General features: G+C 63.9%; 11 protein-coding genes. 8 read left to right on the forward strand and 3 right to left on the reverse strand.

Going from position 1 to position 9505, the window contains the following annotated elements; all coding sequences use genetic code 11:
* The first annotated feature begins 112 nt into the window (after positions 1-112).
* Together VI340_RS15055 and VI340_RS15060 are read left to right on the forward strand one after the other, a co-directional pair.
* Positions 113-1057, forward strand: a complete 945-nt coding sequence (locus tag VI340_RS15055) for a replication factor A (protein WP_008307158.1) — start codon at positions 113-115, stop codon at positions 1055-1057.
* The gene (locus VI340_RS15060) at positions 1058-1672 is read left to right on the forward strand and encodes an RPA family protein (RefSeq protein WP_004590293.1); all 615 of its coding nucleotides are present in this window, start codon (positions 1058-1060) and stop codon (positions 1670-1672) included.
* A gap of 49 nt (positions 1673-1721) precedes the next feature.
* Here VI340_RS15060 and VI340_RS15065 read toward each other — a convergent pair whose 3' ends face one another.
* Positions 1722-2150 carry a VOC family protein gene (locus VI340_RS15065; RefSeq protein ID WP_008307157.1) on the reverse strand — a complete coding sequence of 143 codons (429 nt, stop codon included), beginning with the start codon at positions 2148-2150 and terminating at the stop codon, positions 1722-1724.
* 134 nt (positions 2151-2284) lie between these two features.
* Here VI340_RS15065 and VI340_RS15070 point away from each other — a divergent pair, with 134 nt between their 5' ends.
* Entirely contained in the window at positions 2285-2719 is a 435-nt protein-coding gene (locus tag VI340_RS15070) for a CopG family transcriptional regulator (protein ID WP_004515935.1), read from the forward strand.
* Here the strand turns inward: VI340_RS15070 and VI340_RS15075 are convergent.
* The gene (locus VI340_RS15075) at positions 2711-3163 is read right to left on the reverse strand and encodes a DUF5814 domain-containing protein (protein ID WP_004590290.1); all 453 of its coding nucleotides are present in this window, start codon (positions 3161-3163) and stop codon (positions 2711-2713) included. The genes VI340_RS15070 and VI340_RS15075 overlap by 9 nt on opposite strands.
* Before the next feature lie 353 nt (positions 3164-3516).
* Here VI340_RS15075 and VI340_RS15080 point away from each other — a divergent pair, with 353 nt between their 5' ends.
* The 3 genes from VI340_RS15080 (at position 3517) to VI340_RS15090 (ending at position 5423) form a co-directional block, all read left to right on the forward strand.
* Entirely contained in the window at positions 3517-4365 is an 849-nt protein-coding gene (locus VI340_RS15080) for an HNH endonuclease (protein ID WP_336358654.1), read from the forward strand.
* A gap of 43 nt (positions 4366-4408) precedes the next feature.
* Positions 4409-4687 carry a hypothetical protein gene (locus VI340_RS15085; RefSeq protein WP_336358655.1) on the forward strand — a complete coding sequence of 93 codons (279 nt, stop codon included), beginning with the start codon at positions 4409-4411 and terminating at the stop codon, positions 4685-4687.
* A gap of 91 nt (positions 4688-4778) precedes the next feature.
* A complete protein-coding gene (locus VI340_RS15090; RefSeq protein ID WP_008307152.1) occupies positions 4779-5423 on the forward strand; it encodes a phosphoribosyltransferase in 645 nt (214 codons plus the stop codon).
* Between the two features lie 3 nt (positions 5424-5426).
* On the opposite strand, the gene VI340_RS15095 is transcribed toward VI340_RS15090, so the two are convergent.
* Positions 5427-6632, reverse strand: a complete 1206-nt coding sequence (locus VI340_RS15095) for a CBS domain-containing protein (RefSeq protein WP_336358656.1) — start codon at positions 6630-6632, stop codon at positions 5427-5429.
* 105 nt (positions 6633-6737) lie between these two features.
* Between VI340_RS15095 and VI340_RS15100 the strand changes: the two genes are divergently transcribed.
* Complete coding sequence (locus VI340_RS15100; RefSeq protein WP_336358657.1) at positions 6738-7103, forward strand: cupin domain-containing protein; 366 nt, start codon at positions 6738-6740, stop codon at positions 7101-7103.
* A gap of 286 nt (positions 7104-7389) precedes the next feature.
* Positions 7390-9435, forward strand: coding sequence for a DEAD/DEAH box helicase (locus tag VI340_RS15105; RefSeq protein ID WP_008307148.1), 2046 nt, complete (start codon positions 7390-7392; stop codon positions 9433-9435).
* The last annotated feature ends 70 nt before the right edge of the window (positions 9436-9505 follow it).

Genomic DNA, 9505 nt, shown 5'->3' on the forward strand with positions numbered 1-9505 from the left:
ACGACATCCGAACGCAGCTTCACTTTCACTCCGCCGGGCGAGTGTTTATTACCGAAGGCGACCAAGCGTCGGATGTCTCCCAACGAAAACCAGGCGGAGACAGTGAAAGCCAATGACTGAGTCAGATTTGCGTACCCACGCGACAGAGATACACGAGCAGTTTTCCGACCAGCTAGAGATCGACGTCGACGACGTCGTCGAGCGGCTCGATACGCTGGTGAACGACTATCAGGTCCCGATCAGCGAGGCCCGCCGAAGCGTCGTTAACACGTACCTCGACGAGGCCGGTATGGACCGCGACCAGCTGGGCGGCGGCGACGGCGGCGGCAACGAGCAGGTGGACGTCGCCGACGTCGACGCCCCCGAGGAGTGGGTCGACGTCCGCGCGACGGTCGTCGAACTCTGGGAGCCGCGCGCCGACGCCGTGGCCCAGGTCGGCCTGCTGGGCGACGAGACGGGCACGATCAAGTTCACGAAGTGGTCGAAGTCCGACCTCCCGTCGCTCGAAGAAGGCAAGTCCTACGCCCTGCGCAACGTCGTCACCGACGAGTACCAGGGCCGCTTCTCCGTGAAGCTCAACCGGACGACGACCATCGAGGAACTGGACGAAGCAATCGAGGTCGGCGACGACAGCGTCGAGGCCGAGGGCGCACTGGTCGACATCCAGTCCGGCTCCGGGCTCATCAAGCGCTGTCCCGAGGACGACTGCACGCGCGTCCTCCAGAACGGCCGCTGTAGCGAACACGGCGAGGTCGAAGGCGAGTTCGACCTCCGCATCAAGGGCGTCCTCGACGACGGCGAGGAGGTCACCGAGGTCATCTTCGACGAGGAGGCGACCGAGGAACTGACCGGCATCGCCCTCGAAGAGGCGAAAGAGATGGCGATGGACGCGCTCGACACCACCGTCGTCGCCGACGAGATGCGACAGAAGATTCTCGGCCGGTACTACCGCGTCCGGGGCCCGACTTTCGGCCGCTATCTGCTCGCCGACGAGCAGGAGCGACTGACCGGGGCCGTGGATGCAGACGAGATTCTCATCAAAGCGAGGTCGATCTAAATGGCGAGTACACCCACCCGCGAGGTCGCACGGCGCGTCTTCGCACGCGAGTTCAACGACGCGAGCTACACGTTCAAAGAATCCGACGACGACCGCGCGCCGGTGTACGTCCTCCTGCCGACCGGCCAGCGCGCCAACCGCGTGTTCCTGGTCGGGACCCTCACCGAGACCGAAGACGTCGGCGAGGACAGCGAGTACTGGCAGGGACGGGTCGTCGACCCCAACGGCGACACGTTCTTCATGTACGCCGGGCAGTACCAGCCCGACGCGGCGTCGATGCTGCGCGAACTGGAGCCCCCGGCCTACGTCGCCGTCGTCGGCAAGCCACGCACCTACGAGACCGACGAGGGCGAGGTCAACGTCTCGATCCGCCCCGAGTCTATCTCGGAGGTCGACGAGGCGACGCGGGACCGCTGGGTCGTGGAGACGGCCGAGCGCACGCTCGACCGGGTCAAGCGGTACAAGGAGGCCGACCTCGAGGACCCGGCCACCGACGAGTACATCGCGATGGCCGACGAGGAGTACGAGCAGTTGTCAATCGAGAACTACCGGCAGTCGGTCGTCGGCGCACTCGAAAGCCTGCAGGACGAACAGGCCGAAGCCAGCGCGGACTGAAACGGACTGGTCTCGGCCCGCTTTTTCGACTTTAGCGGTTTTGCCGACGCTACGGCTCTAGTAGCTCGATTCGGTTCCCTTCTGGATCGACGACGAACATGATCGTCGTCCCGCTCTCGGTCGTCTGCGGGCCGCTGAGCGTTTCGACTTCGTCGGGCAGTCGGTCGGCGACGGCGTCGAGGTCGTCGACTTCCAGCCCGGGATGGGTCGCTCCCGGTCGATTGAGGTCCGGGTCCGGCATCGCCTCGCCTTCCGGCTCGTAGGTCGCCAGTTCCAGGCGTACGCCGCCAGCGTCGAGGTGGACCAGTTCGGCGCTGGCTCCCTCGATGTCGACAGCGGTGCCGAACGCCTCGTCACCGACCGAGAAGCGCGTCAGCACGTCGAGTCCGAGCACGTCGCGGTAGAACTCAATGGCACGGTCCAGGTCGCTGACGATGATACCGAAGTGGTGAGCGGTTGCGTCGATGTCTGTCGCCATCTCTGTCCGGAACCGGGGTCGGCCGGCTGTTAAATCACAGCGGTTCGACTGTTGCGACTCACGGCTACCAGGGAATCGGTCCGGTAGCGTCTGACAAACGATTAAATACGTTGCTACTAAAACAGTACGTAACTATGGGCAACAAAAACAAAACAATCTCCTTTCGCGTCAGCGAGGACAAATTCGAAACCCTCCGCGAAATCGCCGAGGAACGCGATATCTCGCTGTCCGCCGTCTTCCGGGATTACGTCGACACGCTTGTTTCCCACGACGGTCAGGTGAAGGTCGCGCCGGAACACGAGTTCGAAGACGACGCAACCGAGACCAGCACCGAGAGCTTCCCGCCGAAAGTCGAAGTTCCGAAGAGCTTCGTCCGCGAACACGAACGGCTCGAACTCGAAGCCGAACACCTCCGCGAACAACTGGAAGAACACAAGCGCTACGTCACGAAGCTCCGCCAGCAACTCGACGAGATGGATCAGGACGAGGTCATCCACCTCGAAGACCTCGATCAGGGCGAGGAGGAAGACGCCTCCTATCGCATCGGCAGCTTCGACGACCTAGAGTAACCGCTGGCGTTTCTGCTGTACGTCCTCGGCGACGTCGTCGCGCCCATCGACGTCGGCCAGGGTCTCCACGGCTTCTAACGTTCTGACGGAGTTATCGAGGAACGAGAGCACGTCGCCCGGATAGGCATACAGCATGTAGTCGTCGCTCATCACGTCGACGATCGCGTCCGGCCCCATGCCCTGCTCGCGCAGTTCCAGCAGGTACGAGATGAACTTCCGCTCGGCACAGCCACAGTGGGGGTTGGCCTCACAGTCACAGTCGAGGAAGTCCTCAGCGAAATCGAGGACTCGCTCCCTAGAGGCTTCGTCGAGCTTTGCCAGCCCTTCGCCCTGAAAGAGGATGTCCAGCGTCGCACCCTTGAACGCCCCTTTCGGGAAGCTCGTCTCTAGCTGGGAGGCGAGTTGCTGGTGATTCTTGACGTATATCTTGTCCGTGATGGCCACGCGTGCCTCGCTGTACGCGTCGGCTGTGTAAAAGCGTCTCGAAGCAGCCGGTGACCTGGACGAAATCCACTCCGAACCGATGTACAACCGCTGTCATGCGCTCTCACGACTCACTGGTTTCCAGATTCGTAACGTATTTCTGTTCCAGCGGAATATCTATGAATGCTTCAAAAGCGTGTCCGGGCTGGGGTAGTGGCATCCTTTAGCCTTGTGGTGGCTAAGAGGCGGGTTCAATTCCCGCGCCCGGACCTAGACCTTCTTCCCGTCGATTTCGACACCTTCAGCATCTGTCGGTTTTCACTTTCATTCCCGTCTCCGCTTATTTATAATGTGTCAGGATGTAGTACTTTCTGATGGCAAGCCACGACTGCCCCTCCTGTGACCGGACGTTTGACTCTAAACGCGGCCTCGGCGTTCACCACAGCAGTGCTCACGGCGAACGCCTGCCAAACAGGGAATGTGACCGCTGTTCGGACAGATTCTACTCTGAATACGAGAAACGGTACTGCTCTGACGAATGCCGCGACACCGCAGTCTCCTTTTCAGGGGCCGATAACCCGAACTATTCCAGCGCGAAGGAGGAAACGACCTGTGACAACTGCGGCACGAGTTTCGAGTACTACCCATCAGAAAAGGAGGGGTGTTATTGCCCGGACTGTGTCGAGAACGCTGAGTGGCGACACACGCGACAGATTTCCGGGGCTGACAACCCGAACTGGAACGGCGGAACGCTCAGCTTCGATTGTTCTGTCTGTGACAGCCCCGTTGAGCGATATCCGAGCGATGTGACCGGTGAAGCCGTCCTTTGCAGCCGCGACTGCCACGCCGAGTGGCTCTCGGCGGCGTTCACCGGCGACGGACATCCGAACTGGCGCGGCGGTGGCGTCGGCGAATACGGGCCGGGATGGCGGGCGGTGCGCGAGCAGGCCCTGGAGCGCGACGACCACGCCTGCGTGCTGTGTGGCGCTGCTGCCGACGACCTGGGGCGGAACCCGGACGTGCACCACATCGTGCCGGTCCGGCTGTTCGCCGCGATGCCGGCCCTCGCCGTCCGGGACGCACACACGCTGGACAACGTCGTCTCGCTGTGTCCGGGCTGTCATCGCCGCGCGGAGTTCGGTCGGGTCTCGCCGTCGGAACTGCGCTGGCGGGCCGGCATCCCTCGGACTGATGCCCCCGTCGCAGGCGGCGCGATGGCGTAACCGGACCGGAATCTACACAATCAGTCCCGCCGCCAGTACGCGTATGTCACCCACTGTCGACGAACTGCGGAACGAGATCCGTGAGGCTGTCGGGCGGTACGAACGCCCGGTCTCGACTGCCTTCACCAAGGAAGCCCTGGCGGCTATCTGCGGGGCTGTCGGGTACGATATCGACACCGACCGGTTGCCGTCGAAACCACAGATGCGGGCGGGAATTCTCTGGCAAATCGGCGAACGAGACGACGATGACCCGGCGGACGCGGAGCAGCCCTTCCGGAAGGGGGAACTCGAAACGATTGCCGCGGCGCTGTCCGACGAGTAACGCCGTCGTCGACTGGGGCGAGAGTCCAGTTGGCAATCCAGCAGTCGTTAGAATGCGGAGATATTTGCTTCCCGACAGCGAACTAACCAGTATGGGACGCAACCGCTCCCCGACGTTCGAGAACAGGCAGACTGCCGGTCGGCGGCTGGGAGAGGCGTTGCGCGAGCGGGACATCGCGGTCGACATCGTCCTCGCGATACCGCGCGGTGGGCTGCCAGTGGCGCGTCCCGTTGCTGACGCGCTGGACGTGCCGCTGGACATCGCGGTCGCAAAGAAGATCGGCGCACCGAACAACCCCGAGTACGCTATCGGCGCTGTCGCCGCCGACGGGTCGGTCTGGCTCAACACCGATGTCATCGAGCGACGAGAGGTTCCCCGCGACTACGTTGCGAGCACACGAGCGGAAATGGCGGACGCCGCCCGACAGAAAGCCCAGCGCTACCGCGACTCGGAGTCGTCGCCGCTCACAGGCAAGCGGGTGTGTCTCGTCGACGACGGCGTGGCGACGGGCGCGACGGCGCGGGCCTGCATCGAGCAGATTCGACAGGCCGGTCCCGAGCGACTCGTGCTTGCGGTGCCGGTCGCTTCGCCGCGGGCGATTTCGGACCTCGAAGCGCTGGTCGACGAAGTGGTCTGTCTGGAAGTCCCGTCGGCGTTCCGCGCTGTCGGCCAGTACTACGAGCAGTTCGACCAGGTTTCCGACGAGGACGCGATGTCGTATCTCGACGGCGAGTGACCGTTACCGCTCTATCCTTGATTCCGGCCGGACAGTCTCGGTCTCCGTCTCACCGATGGGGGTAAAGTCGCCGCTGGACTTGATAATCGAGAGCGCTGTCATGATGTCTGTCCGGGTGAGTAACCCCTCGAAGGAGCCGTCCTCGTCGGTGACGAGCAGGCGACCGACGGAGTTCTGCTGGAGCGAGGTCAGCGCGTCCATCACATCGGTGTCCGGGCTGATCGTGATGATCTCCGTCGTCATCACGTCGCCGACGGTGTAGGCCTCGCGCTCGACCTCCTGGACGGCGCGGGCGTCTTCGAGCGTGACGAGGCCGACGACCTCGCCGCCGCGCTCGACCGGATAGCCGGTGTGGCGCTCCTTGAACATCGTCTGGATGAGCTCCCGGACGGACCTGTCCTCGGGGACTGTCGTTACGTGGTCCGCCGGCGTCATCACGTCCGCGACGGTGACGCCCTCGAACGCGGCCCGCATCGAGGTCTGGCGGGACTCGCCCGCCGCGCCGATGTAGATGAAGAAGGCGAGGCCGGCGAGGAAGATGTTCCCGAGGACGAAGATGCCGAAGAGGCCGAGGAAGACGGCGAACACCTTTCCGACTTCGGCGGCGATGGTGGTGGCTCTGGCGTAGGACCGCCGGCGGGCCAGCAGTGCGCGCAGGACGCGGCCGCCGTCCATCGGGAAGCCCGGAAGCATATTGAACGCCGCCAGTGCGATGTTCATCAGCGCCAGATAGCCGAGGATGAACCGCGCCGATTCGACGATGGTCCCCACGCCGCTCGGGAGAATTTGGAACGCGACGAAACAGACGGCACCGACGGCGACGCTGACGATTGGGCCGGCAATAGCGATGACCAGTTCCTGCTTCCAGTCTTCTGGCATCTCGCTGAGCTGGGCGATGCCGCCGAACAGCCAGAGTGTGATGGAGTCGATGGGGAAGCCGTACCGGATTGCGACCAGCGAGTGGCCGAGCTCGTGGAGGACAACGCCAGTGAACAGCCCCACGGCCGCCCCGATGCCGAGCACCCAGACGAGCGCACCGTCGGTGAGGATGGCCACGTCCAGCCCGGCGTTCAGCGTCCCGTTCAACAGCTCAGTCGTCTGTTCGATCTGTGTCCCGATAATCCAGGCGAACAGCGGTAGCACGAGGAGAAACGTCAGATCCAACTGGATCGGGATTCCGAACGCGCTTCCGATACGAAACCGGCGCATATCGGGGGATTGATGCGGGACAGTCTTAAGACCCCTTGGCGGAAGTCCAATAACCGCCTTCGGGCCGCCGGTACGCCTTTGCGCCGAGCCCGTGATGGACCGCATATGAGCGACCCACTGATTCGCCGCGCGGACGACATCGCGTACGAGGCTGTCGACGCAGCCGACGGGCTGGAAAAAGGCGTCCTCATCGGCGAGGACAACGGTGGCGGCACTCTCGCAATCCGTCGCTTCACGCTCGCCCCCGGCGGCAGCGTGCCGAAACACATCAACGAAATCGAACACGAGCAGTACGTCCTTTCCGGACGGTACACCGTTGGTATCGAAGGTGAGGAGCACGAAGTCGAGGCCGGCGACAGCCTCCACATCCCCGCCGGCGTTGTCCACTGGTACCGTAACGACGGCGACGAACCGGGCGCGTTCCTCTGTGCGGTTCCCGCCGGCGACGACGAAATCAAACTGCAAGGGTGACCCGGAGCAACAGTTCACTTCTCCCCGTACTTGGAACAGTGCGGGCCAGACTGCCCTACCCGTCGCTCGTTGGACAAGCCATGCTGGGTGGGACTGAAAGGGGCGGTCGGCTACGCGAACCCCGACGACGCAAGCACTGTACCGAGCGAAGCGAGGGAAGCGCACAGCGAGGCGCGGGAGCGTAGCCGACCGGGGCTTTCCGGCTGTTTAAATCAACTGTCACAGCACCAGTAACACCCACAGCTAGTCCGAACCGCTCAAGTAGCGCAGTCGCCTCTAGACGACTGTGTCACAGCAGGCCGCACAGGTAGAGACGCTGTTCCTCCACGAACACGGCGAGGAGTTCCGCGTCGCCGCCCACCGGGACGGCGAGCGCCTCTTCCACGGCATCCTCGAACTGAAAGAGACCGACGCCGGCCCCCGCCCGCGTCGGCTCCGAGTCAAGGACGGGACCAGCGAGGAGCTTCGCTCGCCCGACCAGTTCGTCGACCTCGCCCGCCGTGCGGCCCGCATTCGTATTTCCGAGCAGACTGCTCCGCGTGCACGCGAGCGAATCCGCGAGATGCTCGACGCGTACCAGATCGAGGCCAAGGTCGTCCGGACCTGCCGGCTGTGTGCCTCCGACGGGCGCTACTCGCCGATTACCAGCGAGACGGCTATCGAGACTGACGACGAGACCATCTGCCCGGAGTGCGCTCGCCACCAGCTCGACCGCGAACTCGCGTTCAAGGGGAGTATCAGCGGCGACGCCCGCGACCGGCTCGAAGAGCTCTTACTCGAGGTGCAGGACCTCGACCGGGTGACGAACCTCCTGTCAGGCCAACTGGACCCAGACCTGACGAAGTTCGACGAGATTTCGGCCACCGTCGACGAGGTCGACCCCGTTCGCGTCGACTCGCTGGACCTTCACCCGGGAATGCAGGACCATCTCGAATCCCGGTTCGACACGCTGCTGCCGGTCCAGAGTCTCGCCGTCGAGCACGGGGCCACCGAGGGCCGCGACCAGCTGGTCGTGAGCGCGACGGCGACGGGGAAGACGCTCATCGGCGAGATGGCGGGTATCGACCGCGTCCTGAACAACAAGGGCACGATGCTGTTTCTCGTCCCGCTGGTCGCACTCGCGAACCAGAAGTACGAGCAGTTTCAAGACCGCTACGGCGACATGGTCGACGTGTCGCTGCGCGTGGGCGCGAGCCGCATCGCTGACGAGGGTGGGCGGTTCGACCCCGAAGCCGATGTCATCGTCGGGACCTACGAGGGAATCGACCACGCGCTCCGGACCGGCAAGGACCTCGGGACGGTCGGGACGGTCGTCATCGACGAGGTCCACACGCTCGGTGAAGACGAACGGGGACACCGGCTCGACGGCCTGATTTCCAGACTCAAATACTACTGTGAATCAGGTGGCGCACCTGACAGCGGCGACACGCAGTGGATCTACCTCTCGGCGACGGTCGGCAATCCAGGCCAACTGGCCGACCAGCTCCGGGCGACGCTCATCGAGTTCGAGGAGCGGCCGGTCCCCATCGAGCGCCACGTCACGTTCGCCGACGGCCGCGAGAAGATCGAGACGGAAAAGAAGCTCGTCAAGCGGGCCTTCGACAACAAGTCCAGCAAGGGGTACCGCGGTCAGACTATCATCTTCACGAACTCCCGACGGCGCTGCCACCAGATTTCACGGAAACTGGAGTACAGCTCCGCGCCGTACCACGCCGGGCTGGACAACCGGAAGCGCCAGCGGGTCGAGCGGCAGTTCGCCGACCAGGACCTCGCGGCGGTTGTGACGACGGCGGCCCTCGCAGCGGGGGTCGACTTCCCGGCCTCGCAGGTCATCTTCGACTCGCTTGCGATGGGTATCGAGTGGCTCACCGTCCAGGAGTTCAGCCAGATGCTCGGCCGGGCCGGCCGCCCGGACTACCACGACAAGGGCACCGTCTACATGCTGGTCGAGCCGGACTGTTCGTACCACAACAGCATGGAGATGACCGAGGACGAGGTGGCGTTCAAGCTCCTGAAAGGCGAGATGGAGCCGGTCATCACCCGCTACGACGAGGGCGCGGCCGTCGAGGAGACGCTGGCGAACGTCACCGTCGCCGGCAAGCAGGCCAAGCGGCTCAACGACCGGATGGTCGGCGAGGTGCCGACGAAACACGCGCTGGGGAAGCTACTGGAGTACGAATTTATCGACGGCCTCTCGCCGACGCCGCTCGGCCGAGCCGTGACCCGGCACTTCCTCGCGCCCGACGAGTCGTTCCAACTGCTCGACGGCATCCGGAAGGGACAGCACCCCTACGAGATCGTCGCCGACATGGAACTGCGCGACGAGCACTGAACCGTTTTCGTTCCGCAGACCTGTCGGCCGAGTATCCTTTCGGCGTACATTCTTGTAGCGGCACGTACTT

This window comes from Haloarcula sp. CGMCC 1.6347, from assembly GCF_037078395.1.
Taxonomy (GTDB): Archaea; Halobacteriota; Halobacteria; order Halobacteriales; family Haloarculaceae; genus Haloarcula; species Haloarcula amylolytica.

Coding starts and splice junctions, on each gene's coding strand:
- VI340_RS15055 (WP_008307158.1), top strand. CDS start 113: ATGACTGAGTCAGATTTGCGTACCCACGCGACAGAGATACACGAGCAG.
- VI340_RS15060 (WP_004590293.1), top strand. CDS start 1,058: ATGGCGAGTACACCCACCCGCGAGGTCGCACGGCGCGTCTTCGCACGC.
- VI340_RS15065 (WP_008307157.1), bottom strand. CDS start 2,150: ATGGCGACAGACATCGACGCAACCGCTCACCACTTCGGTATCATCGTC.
- VI340_RS15070 (WP_004515935.1), top strand. CDS start 2,285: ATGGGCAACAAAAACAAAACAATCTCCTTTCGCGTCAGCGAGGACAAA.
- VI340_RS15080 (WP_336358654.1), top strand. CDS start 3,517: ATGGCAAGCCACGACTGCCCCTCCTGTGACCGGACGTTTGACTCTAAA.
- VI340_RS15085 (WP_336358655.1), top strand. CDS start 4,409: ATGTCACCCACTGTCGACGAACTGCGGAACGAGATCCGTGAGGCTGTC.
- VI340_RS15090 (WP_008307152.1), top strand. CDS start 4,779: ATGGGACGCAACCGCTCCCCGACGTTCGAGAACAGGCAGACTGCCGGT.
- VI340_RS15095 (WP_336358656.1), bottom strand. CDS start 6,632: ATGCGCCGGTTTCGTATCGGAAGCGCGTTCGGAATCCCGATCCAGTTG.
- VI340_RS15100 (WP_336358657.1), top strand. CDS start 6,738: ATGAGCGACCCACTGATTCGCCGCGCGGACGACATCGCGTACGAGGCT.